Annotated in this window: 17 protein-coding genes; 6 read left to right on the top strand and 11 right to left on the bottom strand. The window is 68.4% G+C overall.

Translation table 11 applies throughout. The features are described 5' to 3' along the window. Positions 1-41: 41 nt before the first annotated feature. Together aroA and ON21_RS21985 are read right to left on the bottom strand one after the other, a co-directional pair. Positions 42-1334 carry a 3-phosphoshikimate 1-carboxyvinyltransferase gene (gene aroA / locus ON21_RS21990; protein WP_039800333.1) on the bottom strand — a complete coding sequence of 431 codons (1293 nt, stop codon included), beginning with the start codon at positions 1332-1334 and terminating at the stop codon, positions 42-44. 268 nt (positions 1335-1602) lie between these two features. Beyond that, on the bottom strand, positions 1603-3111 hold the full coding sequence (locus tag ON21_RS21985; protein WP_083880796.1) for an aldehyde dehydrogenase family protein: 1509 nt from the start codon (positions 3109-3111) through the stop codon (positions 1603-1605). Positions 3112-3277: 166 nt separating this feature from the next. Here ON21_RS21985 and ON21_RS21980 point away from each other — a divergent pair, with 166 nt between their 5' ends. After that, a complete protein-coding gene (locus ON21_RS21980; protein ID WP_039800332.1) occupies positions 3278-4066 on the top strand; it encodes an SOS response-associated peptidase in 789 nt (262 codons plus the stop codon). A gap of 134 nt (positions 4067-4200) precedes the next feature. On the opposite strand, the gene ON21_RS21975 is transcribed toward ON21_RS21980, so the two are convergent. Both ON21_RS21975 and ybaK read right to left on the bottom strand, forming a co-directional pair. Then, entirely contained in the window at positions 4201-4500 is a 300-nt protein-coding gene (locus ON21_RS21975; RefSeq protein ID WP_039800331.1) for a hypothetical protein, read from the bottom strand. A 72-nt stretch (positions 4501-4572) separates the two neighbouring features. Beyond that, entirely contained in the window at positions 4573-5067 is a 495-nt protein-coding gene (gene ybaK / locus ON21_RS21970; RefSeq protein ID WP_039800330.1) for a Cys-tRNA(Pro) deacylase, read from the bottom strand. Positions 5068-5242: 175 nt separating this feature from the next. Here ybaK and ON21_RS21965 point away from each other — a divergent pair, with 175 nt between their 5' ends. After that, positions 5243-5995 carry a sigma-70 family RNA polymerase sigma factor gene (locus ON21_RS21965; protein WP_444543665.1) on the top strand — a complete coding sequence of 251 codons (753 nt, stop codon included), beginning with the start codon at positions 5243-5245 and terminating at the stop codon, positions 5993-5995. A 20-nt stretch (positions 5996-6015) separates the two neighbouring features. Further along, positions 6016-6282, top strand: a complete 267-nt coding sequence (gene rsrA, locus ON21_RS21960; protein ID WP_039800329.1) for a mycothiol system anti-sigma-R factor — start codon at positions 6016-6018, stop codon at positions 6280-6282. A 78-nt stretch (positions 6283-6360) separates the two neighbouring features. Here rsrA and ON21_RS41040 read toward each other — a convergent pair whose 3' ends face one another. Continuing rightward, positions 6361-6435: a 50S ribosomal protein bL37 gene (locus ON21_RS41040; protein ID WP_022597109.1), complete on the bottom strand. Its 75-nt coding sequence runs from the start codon at positions 6433-6435 to the stop codon at positions 6361-6363. A gap of 90 nt (positions 6436-6525) precedes the next feature. On the opposite strand from ON21_RS41040, the gene ON21_RS21955 reads away from it, so the two are divergent. Next, positions 6526-6741, top strand: coding sequence for a biotin/lipoyl-binding carrier protein (locus ON21_RS21955; protein ID WP_039800327.1), 216 nt, complete (start codon positions 6526-6528; stop codon positions 6739-6741). 22 nt (positions 6742-6763) lie between these two features. Then, positions 6764-8278 carry a sensor histidine kinase gene (locus ON21_RS21950; protein WP_039800326.1) on the top strand — a complete coding sequence of 505 codons (1515 nt, stop codon included), beginning with the start codon at positions 6764-6766 and terminating at the stop codon, positions 8276-8278. Between the two features lie 517 nt (positions 8279-8795). Here ON21_RS21950 and ON21_RS21945 read toward each other — a convergent pair. Beyond that, the gene (locus ON21_RS21945; RefSeq protein ID WP_011211115.1) at positions 8796-9050 is read right to left on the bottom strand and encodes a WhiB family transcriptional regulator; all 255 of its coding nucleotides are present in this window, start codon (positions 9048-9050) and stop codon (positions 8796-8798) included. A gap of 256 nt (positions 9051-9306) precedes the next feature. After that, positions 9307-10251: a diacylglycerol/lipid kinase family protein gene (locus ON21_RS21940; protein ID WP_039800325.1), complete on the bottom strand. Its 945-nt coding sequence runs from the start codon at positions 10249-10251 to the stop codon at positions 9307-9309. A gap of 196 nt (positions 10252-10447) precedes the next feature. Here ON21_RS21940 and ON21_RS21935 point away from each other — a divergent pair, with 196 nt between their 5' ends. Next, positions 10448-10870 (top strand): hypothetical protein, encoded by a 423-nt coding sequence (locus ON21_RS21935; RefSeq protein ID WP_444543667.1) that lies wholly within the window; start codon positions 10448-10450, stop codon positions 10868-10870. On the opposite strand, the gene ON21_RS21930 is transcribed toward ON21_RS21935, so the two are convergent. The 4 genes from ON21_RS21930 to ON21_RS21915 form a co-directional block, all read right to left on the bottom strand. After that, positions 10849-11553, bottom strand: coding sequence for an endonuclease V (locus tag ON21_RS21930; protein ID WP_039800323.1), 705 nt, complete (start codon positions 11551-11553; stop codon positions 10849-10851). The two genes, ON21_RS21935 and ON21_RS21930, sit on opposite strands and share 22 nt — an antisense overlap. A 6-nt stretch (positions 11554-11559) precedes the next feature. Further along, entirely contained in the window at positions 11560-12084 is a 525-nt protein-coding gene (locus ON21_RS21925) for a GNAT family N-acetyltransferase (protein WP_051021196.1), read from the bottom strand. Continuing rightward, on the bottom strand, positions 12081-12686 hold the full coding sequence (locus tag ON21_RS21920) for an acid phosphatase (protein ID WP_039800322.1): 606 nt from the start codon (positions 12684-12686) through the stop codon (positions 12081-12083). The genes ON21_RS21925 and ON21_RS21920 overlap by 4 nt, the downstream gene beginning before the upstream one ends. A gap of 279 nt (positions 12687-12965) precedes the next feature. Then, complete coding sequence (locus ON21_RS21915; RefSeq protein ID WP_051021195.1) at positions 12966-14156, bottom strand: Rv3212 family protein; 1191 nt, start codon at positions 14154-14156, stop codon at positions 12966-12968. Position 14157 lies beyond the last annotated feature (1 nt).

Raw genomic sequence — 14157 nt, 5'->3', positions numbered from 1 at the left:
GTCGGATTCGTCGTAGCTGGCCGCGGATCGTCCTCCCCGGCTCAGTGCGCCGCTCCTTCGTCGGATAGCGCGGGGTCGAGCATCTGCTCCCACAACGCGACGAAGTTCGGCAGGGTCTTGGCCGTGGTCCCGATGTCCTCGATCTCGATCCCGGGTACCCGCAGGCCGAGAATGGCTCCGGCCGTGGCCATCCGGTGATCGGCGTAGGAATGCCACTTGCCGCCGTGCAGTTCGGTGGGCACGATCTCCAGTCCGTCCGCGGTCTCGGTCACCTTGCCGCCGAGGCGGTTGATCTCGGTGGACAGCGCGGCCAGCCGGTCGGTCTCGTGACCGCGCAGATGCGCGATGCCGCGCAGCACGGACGGGGAGTCGGCCAGCGCGGCCAGCGCGGCGACGGTGGGCGTCAGCTCACCAACGTCGTGCAGGTCGATATCGATGCCTGCGAGCCGGTCGGGGCCGTGCACGGTGAGCACGCCGTCGAAGATCCGCGCTTCCGCGCCCATCCGCACGAGGATCTCGCGGATGACGTCGCCCGGCTGCGTGGTCAGCCGCGGCCAGTGCGGGATGCTGACCGTGCCGCCCGTGACCGCGGCCGCGGCCAGGAACGGGGTGGCGTTGGACAGATCGGGCTCGATCTCCCAGTCCACGGCGCGGATCGGCCCGTGCTCCACGGTCCAGGTCTGCGCTTTGAAGCTGTCCGCGGGCGCCTGCACCCGCACGTCGGCGCGCCGCAGCATTTCCACGGTCATCTCGATGTGCGGCATCGACGGCAGCGCCTTGCCGTCGTGGTGCACCACCAAGCCCTCGTCGAAGCGCGCGGCCGACAGCAGCAGGCCCGAGACGAACTGCGACGACCCGGACGCGTCGATCGTCACAGTGCCGCCGCGCAGCGCGCCCTTGCCGTGCACGGTGAACGGCAGTGCGTCGCCGTCGATATCGGCGCCGAGCGAGCGCAGCGCGTCCAGGATCGTGCGCAGCGGCCGGATCCTGGCCTGTTCGTCACCGTCGAACGCGACATCGCCCGACGCCAGGGCGGCGACCGGCGGCAGGAAGCGCATCACCGTGCCCGCGAGCCCGCAGTCGACCGTGCCGCCGCCCAGCGGCGCCGGGGTGACGGTGAGCGTGTCGCGCGCGCCCTCGATGTCCGCGCCGAGCGCGCGCAGCGCGGCGATCATCAGGTTCGTGTCCCGGCTGCGCAGCGCACCGGTGATGGTGGACGGACCGTCGGCAAGGGCGGCCAGGATGAGCGCCCGGTTCGTGATGGATTTCGATCCGGGCAGGGTCACGGTCGCGTGTACGGGGACCTCGACATGGGGCGCTGGCCAGAAGTTCACTCGTCCATCATCACACGGTGTTGGTTTGCCAGCGCCTGCGGCGCTGGGTGTACGCGGCCCTCTGGTGGCTCGGTCTCGCTTCGCTCGAAAGACGGGGTTGCGGTGCGCTGGGCACGTCGGTATCGAAGCTCCATTCCGGTGCGCGGTCTGTCGTGGCTGGTTGTCGACTCGGCTCGACCGGGCCTTCACCTAGCGGATCGCCGCAGGTACCACCTACGGCACGGGGCCGGGTACTCGAGGTCGAGTGCCCGGCCCGGCCGTGGGAATCCTACTTGTGCCGCCCGTGCAGGAACGGGACGAGCTTGCGCAGCAGCTTCATCGTGGAGTCGGTGCGGCTGTAGCTCAGCAGCGCCATACCGGGAACGGTGAAGCGCTGCACCGCGATCGAGTGCGGGCGGGTGAACTCGCGCAGACCCGGTTCGCCGTGGATGCGGCCGATGCCGGAATCGCCGACGCCGCCGAAGGGCAGGCCGGGAATGGCGGCGAAGGCGAGCACGGAGTTCACCGAGGTGGCGCCCACGCGCAGCTTGCGCGCGATATTGAGGCCGTTCTTCTTCGAGTAGACCGCAGAGGAGAGGCCGTACTTGGAATTGTTGGCCAACTCCACCGCTTCGTCGACACTGTCGACGGTGCGGATGGTGATGGTCGGGCCGAAGGTCTCCTCGCACACCGCCTCGGAGTTCTCGTCCACGTCGACCAGCACGACCGGCTCGATGAAGGGCGCCTTGACCGACTCGGGACCGCCGAGCACCGCGGTGCCGCCGCTCTTCAGCGCGTCATCGATGTGGCGGCGGACGATGTCGATCTGGCTCGGCATGGTCATCGGGCCGTAGGAGGCCTTGTCGCCGGAACCCGGCTTGACGTCGGTGAGGATGCGCTTGACCTCCGCGACGAACTCCTCGCGCACCGAGCGGTCCACGTAGACCCGCTCGACGCCCGCGCAGGTCTGTCCGCTGTTGGCGGTGGCGCCCCAGGCGACCGCGTCCGCCGCGGCCTTGATGTCGGCGTCGGCGGCGACGATCACCGCGTCCTTGCCGCCGCATTCCAGCAGCACGGGGGTGAGTCGTTCGGCGGCAGCGGCCATGATCCGCTTACCGGTGGCGGTGGAGCCGGTGAACGCGATCTTGTCGACGTCCGAGCGGACCAGCGCCGCGCCCGTTGCGCCGTAGCCGTTGATCGTGGTGAAAACGCCCTCGGGCAGTTCCCGATTGGCTTCGGCGAACGCGTCGGCGAGGAAGTTGCCGATGCCGGTGGAGTATTCGCTCGGCTTGAACACGACGGTGTTGCCCGCGGCCAGCGCGTAGGCGATGGAACCGTTCGGCGTGTAGACCGGGTAGTTCCACGGGCCGATCACGCCGACGACGCCGAGCGGGCGCTGCTCGAGCCGAGCGCTGAAGTTCGACATCAGCGCGCCGGGGGAGACCCGCTTGGGGCCGAGCACCTTCTTCGCGTTCTTGGCCGCCCAGGAGATGTGCTCGAGCGCGAGCATCAATTCCAGGAAGGCGTCGTCGAGCGGCTTGCCGTTCTCGGCGTGGATCAGTGCGCAGAATTCGTCCGATTTCTGCACCAGTTTGCTCGACCAGCGCAGCAGATGCGTGCGCCGCTGATCGAAACTCAGCGCGCCCCAGGTGGCGGCCGCTGCGCGAGCCTTGGCGACCGCGGCGGCCACCGCGGCGTCGTCGGCGATGACGTGCGTGCCGATCACCTCGCCTGTCGCCGGATTGACCGACGTCAGTGCCGTGTCGTGGTCGGCCGGTTTGGTGTCGGTGGATGTCACAGTGGTTCTCCTCTTGCCGTCTGCGGTGGACGGTCGATGCGTGTGTCCGAGTGGACGGGCGGCCCGTCCGTTCGATGAGAGAATGCTATGTCACAACTCTCAACAGGTCACCAGCTATGCACCAATTGTCTCCGACGTTGTCGGTGGCGAGTGGGACTATCGGGATATGTGCGGACGATATGCGACCACGACCAATCCCGGCAGGCTCGCGGTCGAGTTGGATGCGATCGATGAGACCGGCGCGGCCGACGAGAGCTCGTTCACCAATTACAACGTTGCCCCGACGACCCAGGTGCTCACCGTGGTCGAGCGGCACGACCAAGGCCGCGAAGACGACGACCCGAGAATGCGTATCCGGCGCATGCGCTGGGGACTGATCCCGGTGTGGACGAAAGCGGCCGAGCCCGGCGTCCCCGTCAAAGGCAAACCGCTGTTCAATGCCCGCGCCGACAAGGCCGCGACCACGCCGTCCTTCCGTGACGCGGTGAAGTACCGGCGCTGCCTGGTGCCGATGGACGGCTGGTACGAGTGGGTCGTCGAGCCGAACGGCGAAAAGGGCGCGAAAGGCAAGGTCGCCAAGCAGCCGTACTACATGGCCAACGCGGACGGTTCCCGGCTCTACATGGCCGGTCTGTGGTCGGTCTGGCGCGACCGGTCGCAGCCGGAAAGCGAACCGCTGCTGTCGTGCACCATCCTGACCACCGACGCGGTCGGCGACCTCACCCGCGTCCACGACCGGATGCCGCTGCCCATGCCGCAGGAGCACTGGGACGCGTGGCTCGACCCTGATCACCCGGCCCCGGCGAGCCTACTGGAGACGCCGTCCGAGGAGGTCGTCGCCGGAATTGTGCCTCGCCCGGTCCCTGCCCTGGTCAACAGCGTGCGCAACAACGGCCCGGAACTGCTCGCCCGCGTGGAGGATCAGAAGCAAGCCGAGCAGATCAGCCTGCTCTGAGCGCGGAGATTGTGCCGTTCGCGGCCCGGCTCGCGTCCGGGTGGCCCCGCGTCCGCGACGAAGTCGCTAGCGGTGGCCACTCGGACGCGAGCCATGAGGGGGCCGCGAACACGCAGCGCCGCAGGCGCTGCCAGTTATAAACTGCACTTCACGCTGGGTGAAGCGATGTTCAGTCCGCACTTGATGATTCCGGCGACCAAGTCGATCAACTTGGTGGTGACATTGCCGCTCAGCTTCTCGGCTTTCCCGGCCTTGTCGTCACTCTTCGAACCCTGACCGTCGAAGTCGAACACGGAATCGCCGGCCTGCGTGAGCGGCGGTCTGTCCGGCGCGGCGGCCGCCTCCGGGGCGGAGAGCGTTACCGAACCGAGAGCCAAGACGAGAGCTCCGAACAACGCGACGATCAGGGTGCGCAAACGCTGCTGCGTAGACATTCGCATCACATCCTCGAGTCGGATCGATCTGGCGAGTTCAGTAACGCACAGATCGCGGCGATCTTGGCCGAATTACGCGGATGTCACGGGTGCGGTCACCGCCGCGGTCAGCCGGATCAGGTCGGTGGGCGCCAGCTCGATCTCCAGTCCGCGCCGTCCGGCGCTGCACAGCATCCGGTCCCAGGTCAGCGCCGAGTCGTCGATCACGGTGGGCAGCCGCTTGCGCTGACCGAGCGGGGAGATTCCGCCGAGGACGTACCCGGTCGTCTTCTCCGCACGCGTTTTGTCCGCCATGCTCGCCTTCGACGCACCCAGCGCCGCCGCGGCGGCCTTGAGCGACAACGTGTTCGGCACCGGAAGCACGGCCACCGCGAGCGAGCCGGTGGCGAGTTCGATGACCAAGGTCTTGAAGATCTGCTCGGCCGCGACCCCGAGTTCGGCGCCGAGCGCGTCGACCGCCTCGGTGCCGTAGGAATCGGAGCGCGGATCGTGCTTGTAGGCGTGCACGCGATGGGACACCTTCGCCTGGGTCAACGCGCGGATCGCCGGGGTCGAGCCTGCTGCCATGGGCCAAACCCTAACGGCGGCCGTGACACCGCCCGCAACGGGATTTCCTGCGCATTCGCCGGGGTCGATGGTCGGTGGGAACACCGGACGGGTCGCGCATGTTGTAGCCGGTACACCGCGCTGGAACTGATTTCCACCGCGTGAGCAGGCCCTATGAGACGACGAGGAGACGCCTGTGCCCGTGCTGCTCGACGACCGTCCGGTATGGACCGAGGTGTCCCCGACCGACGGCGGATTCTCCTTCGATGTGCCGATGCCGGTAGATTTGGCAGGTACGGCGATCGAAGGGACAGGTGTGACGAGCGACGATGACGTGGCGGCCGACGATGTCGCCGCCGTCGACGATGCCGAGCTGGCACAGCGGTTCGAACGGGACGCGCTCCCGCTGCTCGACCAGCTCTACGGCGCCGCGCTGCGGATGACCAGGAACCCGGCGGACGCCGAGGACCTGGTCCAGGAGACCTACGTGAAGGCCTACCAGGGCTTCAAGTCGTTCCGGGAGGGCACCAACCTGCGTGCCTGGCTGTACCGGATCCTGACCAACACCTACATCAACTCCTACCGCAAGAAGCAGCGCCAGCCCGCGCAGTATCCGACCGACGAGATCACCGACTGGCAGTTGGCCGCCACAGCGGAGCACACCTCGCAGGGGCTGCGCTCGGCCGAGGTCGAGGCGCTGGACGCGTTGCCGGACGACGACATCAAGGCCGCGCTGCAAGAACTCCCCGAGGAGTTCCGCATGGCGGTGTACTACGCCGACGTCGAGGGTTTCCCGTACAAGGAGATCGCCGACATCATGGGCACTCCCATCGGTACGGTGATGTCCCGGCTGCACCGGGGCCGGAAACAACTGAAGGGTCTGCTCGCCGATGTCGCGCGCGAGCGTGGATTCAACCGTTCGGGGGAACGCCAGGAGGTCAAGCAGTGAGTACCGAGCGGGACCCTGACATGGAGCTCGACTGCACGGCGGTACTCGCCGACGTGTGGCTGATGCTGGACGGGGAGTGCGACGACGCGACTCGGGAACGGTTGCAGCACCACATGGAGCACTGCAGCCCCTGTATCGAGGCCTACGGCATCGAGGAGAAGATCAAGAGCCTGCTCAGCCGCAAGTGTGGCGGTGATCGCGCGCCCGCGTCGCTGCGTGAGCGCCTGACCATCGAGCTCCGCCGGACGATCGTGACCACGGAGAGCTCGGTCGAGTCCTCCGACTAGCCGGCCGATGAAACGCGAGCGGCACGCCTTCCTGCTGGAAGTGCGTGCCGCTTCGTGCTTGCGGGCCGAGCGTAGCGCTCAGGCGTTGGGCCGCTTGCCGTGGTTGGCCGCGTTCCCCTTGCGGCTACGCTTCTTACGTCCGCGCTTACCCATGAGTAGTCTCCCTTCTGATTGAAGGCCATTCTTTCACGTGTGGTTGGCTGTACCGTCAGCGGATGCAGGCCAACGAGGATATGGGGTGTCATGGCTGAGGAAGTGCTCGCCGAGCTGGTGTCGGTCGTCTACCAAGTGGTCGCCAAGGAGGGCGACGAGGTCGAGGAGGGCGACACCCTGGTGATCCTCGAGTCGATGAAGATGGAGATCCCGGTGCTCGCGGAGTCCAGCGGAACGGTGACCTCGATCGGCGTCAAGGAAGGCGACGCGATCAAGGCGGGCCACCTGATCGCGGTCATCTCCTGATCGATTGCGGCGGTAGATCTGCATGTCGACCCTGAGCGAGCTGCTGGCCGAGCACACCGACCTACCCGGCGTCGCCGTGGATCATCTGCAGCGGGTCGTGGGGGATTGGCAGTTGCTGTCCGATCTGTCCTTCGCCGATCTGCTGCTCTGGGTCGGTGCGGGACCGGTGACCGATGGCGCGGACATCGTGTGCGTCGCGCAGTGCCGTCCCACCACCGCGCCCACCGTGCACCAGGAGGATCTGGTGGGCACGGTCGCGCTGCGGGCCGACCATCCGCAGGTCTTCGAGGCGCTGCTCACCGGTGAGACCGTGCGAGCCGACAGCGAGGTCGAGGCGTCCGGCGTCTACCACCCGCATCCGGTGCACGCGCTCCGCGAGGCCATCCCGGTGCGCTGCGGCGACGACGTGATCGCGGTGCTGAGCCGCGACACCGATCGGCAACGCTCCCGGGTGCGCAGTCAGCTGGAGAGCGCCTACGTGGCGTGCGCGGACGATCTGTGCCAGATGATCGCCGACGGCACCTTCCCGACCACCGAGGATCGCGCGGCCACCCATTCCAGCCCGCGGGCGGGAGACGGATTCATCCGCCTCGACACCGAGGGCATCGTCGTCTACGCCAGCCCGAACGCACTGTCGGCCTACCATCGCATGGGTTTGCAGGCCGACTTGGCCGGCCAGGATCTCGCCGTCACCACTCGTTCGCTGATCACCGATCCGTTCGACGCCCAGGAAGTGGTCGGCGACATCCAAGCCGCCCTGGCCGGGCGGACCGGGCGGCGGATGGAGGTCGAGGCGCGCGGCGCCACCGTGCTGCTGCGCACCCTCGTGCTGCGCCCGCACGGTGAGCTGGCCGGCGCCGCGGTGCTCGTCCGCGACGTGACCGAGGTGAAGCGGCGCGATCGGGCGCTGCTGAGCAAGGACGCCACCATCCGGGAGATCCACCACCGGGTCAAGAACAACTTGCAGACCGTCGCCGCGCTGCTGCGCCTGCAAGCCCGCCGCACCGAGAACGAGGAGGCGCAGGTCGCGCTCACCGAATCGGTGCGCAGGGTCACCTCCATCGCCTCGGTACACGAGATGCTGTCGATGTCGGTGGACGAAGAGGTCGATCTCGACGAGGTCGTGGATCGCCTGCTGCCGATCATGGCCGACGTGGCCACGGTGCACACCGCGCGCATCAAGGTGCGCCGCGCCGGCTCGCTCGGCGTCTTCTCCGCCGAACGCGCCACCCCCTTGGTGATGGTGCTCACCGAACTGGTGCAGAACGCCATCGAGCACGCCTTCGACTCGGGCGAAAACGGCACGGTGACAATCCGTTCCGAACGTTCGGCCCGTTGGCTGGACGTGATCATCAGCGACGACGGCCGCGGTCTGCCGTCCGGGTTCAGCCTGGAATCCTCCGATCGGCTGGGCCTCCAGATCGTTCGCACCTTGGTGACCGCCGAACTCGGCGGCTCCATCGGCCTGCACCCCGGCGCCGACATCGGTACCGATGCCGTCCTGCGCGTCCCACTGGGCCGTCGTTCCGGCCGCTGACCAGCCCGTTCGACCCGCGAGCCGCAGCTTCGAGAATCACTGCGACACGTTTCCCGGGGCAGAGCTGTAGTTCCCATCGCCGAGAGCGGGCGGGGCCGGGCGGCCGCTGCGATATCGGTCCGCGTGCTGTTGCTCGGATGTCGCGGGCGTGGCCGCTACTCGGGCGCGGTCGCGGCTCGAGGTGCGGTGACTTCGCGAATGTCCGCATCGAGCGGAATGCGAGGTGTCGCACGGATTCGCGACCTACCGAACCCGCTTGAAAACCAACCACTTTCCCACAGGTTTCGCTCGCCCGCCAGTCGAACAGCGGCCCCGGCTACGCGGTAATCCGCGCCGCCGATATTGCGGTCCGGCGAACCGCATTGATCGGCTTCCGGATTCGCCGCGAAGCGAGACCGATCATTTCCAGTTCGCGGACGAGCGTGCAAAAACAACACAGCCCGGCACCTTTGGGTGCCGGGCTGAAATGCGTTACCGGGCCGGGCTGAATGGCCCGGTAAGGCTGGTCGTCTGTCGATCAGACGACGGTGCGGGTGCGGGTGCGCGCGTTGCGACGCTTGAGCGCCCGGCGCTCGTCCTCGCTCATACCACCCCACACGCCGGCGTCTTGTCCGGACTTCAGGGCCCAGGACAGGCAGTCGGCGGTTACGGGGCAGCGAGCGCAGACCAGCTTGGCATCGGCAATCTGTGCGAGCGCCGGACCACTGTTACCCACGGGGAAAAACAGCTCGGGGTCCTCATCGCGACAGATGGCCTTGTGGCGCCAGTCCATTCCTCTGCTCCTTTGCTGGGCGCCGCACAGGGCGCCGATGGTTTGTGGTTCGTTCACTTGTGCGACTCGAATGTTTCCGCACGGTTGCTTGTGAATGCTTTCACGAACACCGTAGATGTCAATAGGCACGCGGTGCACCGTGGGGAAGCTCACGCTCTGAAGGCCCCCGCTGTGGGGAAGCCTGCCCGGTCCTTTGTACTCGCTCTACCCCGATTTCGCACCACTTACCGCGATGTTTTTCGCGGTGTTTCGCCGCTCAGCGCGGCCGCGGGGCGACGACGGCCAGGACGTCCGGCACGGCAGTGAAATCCACCACGTTGCGCTTCCCGATGAAGTCGCCATCGATTTGCAGGCCGATCGGTTCTTTGGACTCGATTCGTACGGTGGGAACGTCGTCTTCGCGAAATAAATTGCGGGACTTGGGATTCCCGTTGGCTGCCAGGAGCTGGCGCGCGAGCAGGAGGGTCGGGAGGACGGCCATGGAGCGCACCGCGAACACGCCGAGGCCCGTTTCGAACCGGGTGCCGGGGTTGGTGTGCACCGGCGTGGCGTTCAGATATGTCCACGGTGTGGTGTTGGTAACGAAGGCGTAATGCACCCCGTCTATGGGCTCACGGCCGGGAATTTCGACCTGAACGCCGGGTTCATTGCGCTTTGCCCGGAAGAATTGTCGCACGGTTGTTCGAACATAGCGTGCCGGAGTGGCGGCGCGGCCGCGGGCGCGACTGGCGTCGATCGCCTCACACACGTCGGCGTCGAGTCCGACGCCCGCGCTGAAGCAGAACCAGCGGTCGTCGGCCAGACCCAGGCCGATCCGGCGATCGGCGTCCAGTGTGAGCAGGTCGATGAGCTGGTTGGTGGCGGTCACCGGGTCGGGGGAGATGCCGAGCGCCCTGGCGAAGACGTTGGCCGAGCCGCCCGGGATCACACCGAGGCGCGGCAACCAGGCTTGACCGTCGTCGAGGACGGGCAGCGGCAGGAAACCGTTGATGGTCTCGTTGACCGTCCCATCGCCACCGTGCACGACGATCAGGTCCATCTCGTTGGTCGCTGCCCATTGGGCCAGTTCCGCGGCGTGGCCGCGATGCTGGGTGTGCGCAACGGTCAGCTGCGTGCGGCTCTCCAACGCGTGCGCAAGTAGGTCCCGGGTCGCCGGTGTGGTCGAGGTGGCATTCGGGTTCACGATCAGCAGCGTCCGCACGATGGCAGCCTAGTTGGCCGCCGACCCGCGCCGGAAAAGCGGCGAGCGCCGCCTCGGGCGCCGTTGCGCAGGTCCACGCCAGGACGATGGCGCGGGCGAGCGGGTCGTAGGCTTGCCGCGTGAACGAGCGTCAGCAAGGGAAGCGAGGACACCGTGCGCGGCGGCGCACGACGGAGCCGAACGCAGGCGGGGCGCGATCGTGAGCGACAAGAGCGCGGCCGCGGGAACAGCGCCGACGACGGTTCGGGCGGCCGGGGGGTTGGTGACGCTCGAGGGCGTCGTCGCGGTGGGCTTCGCGATCGTGCTGGTGGTGCGGGGGCTGCTCGGCCACGACCAGTCCGCGACCAGCGGTTACGGCACCGCGGCCTGGTTCGGCATCCTCGGCGGCGCGGTGCTGGCCGCGGGCATCGGACTGCTGCTGGGGAAACGCTGGGGTCGCGCCATCGCCGTCATCGCCCAGCTGCTGCTGCTCCCGGTCACCTGGTCGCTGCTCACCGATTCGCATCAGCCGGTCTACGGCACGGTGCTCGGGGTGGTCGCGGTCGCCGCGCTGGTGCTGCTGTTCGCGCCGCCGTCCACCCGCTGGATGGCTCAGGATTACGGGGTCGAGCCGGAATAGTTCCCGGCCGCGCGCAGCGCCGCCCGGCAGAGGTGGTCGGCGTGCCGGGTGGTCTCCGGCAGCCGGTAGCGCGGGGTCAGCGCCAGCACTTGGGCGCAGGCGGTGTCGAGGTCTATGCGGTGCCCCACGGAGACGAACACCGGCTTGACGCCGGTTCTGGTGCGCAACGCCCGCCCGACCACCGCTCCGTCGATGGTGATGTCGGTGGCCGCGCCGCGTTCGGGACCCGGTTCGGCGTAGTCGCCCCACACGGTCTTCGCCACGCCGATCGTCGGCACGCCGGTGAGCAGGCCGAGGTGGCAGGCGAGGCCGAAGCGGCGCGGATGGGCGAGTCCCTGTCCGTCGCAGACCAGCAGATCCGGTGCGCTGTCGAGTTTTTCGAGCGCGGCGAGGGTGGCCGGAATCTCCCGGAAAGCCAGCAGACCGGGCACGTACGGGAAGTCGGCGACGCTGTGCGCGACCGCGGAAGTGATCGGTCGCAGGGTGTCCGCCGCCAAGACGACGACGGCCGCGGCCACGGCGCCGGTGTCGTCGTAGGCCGAGTCGAGCCCGGCCATCGTGCGGAACCGGGCGCCCGGCGGCGTGACCGGCGAGATCAGCGGCCGCAATTCGTCCTGCAGCGCCATCGCCGATGCGGCGGTGGTGGGCCAGGACGCGAGATCAAGCGGCGGGAGCCAGGACATCCCGCGCTACCGCGCGTCGGCGGCCAGCTTGCCGAGCGCGTCGCCGCTGAGCCGATAGCCCAGCCATTCGTCCTGGGCCACGGCGCCGATCGACTCGTAGAAGTCGATCGAGGGCTTGTTCCAGGTCAGCACCGACCAGGCCACACGGCTGCAGCCGTGGTCGACCGCCTCTTTCGCCAGAGCCGTGAGCAGCGCCTTGCCGTAGCCCTTGCCCCTGGTCTCCGGACGCACGTAGAGGTCCTCGAGGTAGATGCCGTGCACACCGTCCCAGGTGGAGAAGTTCAGGAACCAGATGGCGCAGCCGAGCAGACCGGACTCGTCCGCCACCACATGCGCGAACACCTTCGGTTCCGGCCCGAACAGCGCCGAACCCAGCTGCTCGGCGGTGACCGTGCACTCGTGCCGTGCCTTCTCGTATTCGGCCAGGTCGTAGATGAGGTCGACCAGTCCGGGCACGTCGGAGGGGACGGCGCGGCGCAGGACGGCGGCGCCGAGGTCGACGGCGGTGGAATCGGTGGCGGGTCGGGTCACAGTGACGCTCCGTTGGGTACCAGGTTGTGCGCGCGGATCGTGCGCGCGTCGTGTTCGTAGCCGAGCACGGTCAGCGCGCCGGTCGCCATGGCGAACCGGCGGCCCTCCCGGATCTCGAATTCGGCCCAGCGGGCGATCAGCGCGCGGGAGAAGTGGCCATGCCCCACCAGCACGATATCCCGCTCCGGGAGCGCGGGCGTCACAGCGGCCAGCACCCGGTCGGCGCGCTCGCACACCTGCTGCGCGGTCTCACCGTCCGGAACCGGGCCTGTCCAGATGGTCCATCCGGGCGCGGACTCGCGGATCTGCGGGGTGGTGAGTCCCTCGTAGGCGCCGTAATCCCATTCGGCGAGGTCGTCGTCGACCACCGCGTCGGTGAGCCCGGCCAGCTCCGCGGTGCGCATCGCCCGTAGCCGTGGGCTGGTGCGCACCAACGGATTCCGCAGTTTCAGCGTGGCGAGCAAGCCGCCCGCCGCCCTGGCCTGGTCTTCACCGCGCTCGGTGAGCGGGAGATCGGTGCGGCCGGTGTGCCGCCGCTGCGTGGACCAGCTGGTCTCGCCGTGCCGGAGCAGCACAACGCGGGCATCGTCGAGTGCGGACATGCCTCCATGATGGTCCACCGTTGATCATGCAGCGGCACGGTGGTGTTCCCGTGACAGTGGCGAAGCGGCTGTGACCCCGATCGGCTCGCCGATTTCGAGCGCCATCAGCGGCGCCGGCCGACGACCTCGCCCCGATAGTCCGCGAGCAACGGAATGTCCGCACTCACCCACGCTGCGAACTCCCCTATGGGCCCGTGCCGTGCTTCGACAGGCGGTCGGCTCCAGGTCGACTGTGAACCGGAATCCGCTCCACGGCACCGACGGATTTCGGCGTGTCCCTCAGCCGAGGGCGTGCAAATCGCCGTCGCGCAGTTCCAGCACGGTGTTCCCGATGACGGTGAGCGCGATGGGGTTTCCGGTATAGCCGGGCCGGTCCACCGGAATGCGACCCGCTTCGGCTCCCGTGGCCGGGTCGAGGACGGCGAGCGCGCCGGTGGTGGGCAGCAGCAGTTTGCCCGCCATCAGAGCGGGTGACCCGAGGGCGCCGCCTGCCGTCCACAGGGGATCGAAAGTGCTGCCGTTCAAGGCGATCACGCTGTTTCCGGTGAAAACCAGATAGGCCGATCCGATCCGGGTGGTCGTGGCCGTCTGGCTCAGCGGCGCCGAAAGCTGATGCACCACAATGGGATTGCCGTTCCCGTCGTAGACCGCCAGGCGCGGCGGCAGCTGCTCGGCGCCTGGGGCGGCGGGGAAGTAGAGCACGACCCTGCTGTCGGACACCGCGAGCACCCGTGCTTCCGCGGAATCCGACCCGGGACCGGACAATACGTGCGAGCCGTACTCCTCCGGCACCGTGTTGTCCTTGGGGGCCGGGTTGAGCACCGTGAGCCGCTCGGCCGGGTCGGCGGGGCAGCGTTCCAGCACGGCGAGCCGGGACGGACTGGAACCCGACGACAGCAGCGTGCACCCTTTGCGCGGCTGCGTCTTGACGTTCACCGGGGCGTCGACGAAGCCGTACTCCACGGTGCGCACCAGGTCCGAGCGCCACATCTCCAGCCGCTGCGGCCCCTGCGCCAGCAGGTAGGTGCCGTCGGCGGACAGATGCACGTCCCGGTCCATGTAGCTGCTGCGCGCCGTGCGGCGGGCGCCGCTGTCGCCGGCCAGCATGGTGGCCTGGCTACAGCCGCGCTCGTCGCGGTAGACCGCGATCACCATGCCGTACTGGCCCTCGAGCCCGCACAGCGGCATGTCGCGCCGGTACTTCCAGAGTTGCTCGCCGGTGCGCGGGTCGCGGCCGGTGACGGTGTCGTCGTCGCCGGTCACCGCGACCCCGCCGGACACCAGCGCACGCGCGCTCGCACGGTCGGGCGCGTGCCACAACTCACGCAGCGACGTCGGCAGCTGATCGGCGGCGACCGGGGTCGGCACCGTGGACGACGCGGTCACCGATTCGGTGCCGTGCGCGTCTCCGCGCACCCACACCACGGCTGCTGCGACCACGACGAGAACCGCGATCGCGACTGCGGAGATG

Source organism: Nocardia araoensis NBRC 100135 (assembly GCF_000308435.1).
Lineage (GTDB): Bacteria > Actinomycetota > Actinomycetes > Mycobacteriales > Mycobacteriaceae > Nocardia > Nocardia araoensis.
Note: the sequence above shows the minus strand (reverse complement) of the source record. Positions and strands in the feature narration are given on the sequence as shown.